We start from the raw sequence: 226 nt of genomic DNA, 5'->3' as shown, positions 1-226 counted from the left end.
AGTCCCGTCCGCTCCGCCATTATTCCTTATCTAAATCCCTGCACCTCATTTCAAAAATCTCGTTTCTAAATGAGCAAACGAGCTCACGAGGCATTTCTGAGTAGTTAGTTCACCCGCTGAGCCTGCTATAAATTTGTCATGTCTGAGAGCTGAATAACAGAGATTCTGTCTATATTGCTGGCGCTGTCTTTGTCTGTTGTGGTGTTGTAACCCCAGCCGGCCAGAT

Origin of the sequence: Methylophaga sp. UBA5088 (genome assembly GCF_002414625.1) — a bacterium.
Classification (GTDB): domain Bacteria; phylum Pseudomonadota; class Gammaproteobacteria; order Nitrosococcales; family Methylophagaceae; genus Methylophaga; species Methylophaga marina.
This window is presented reverse-complemented; position numbering follows the sequence as displayed.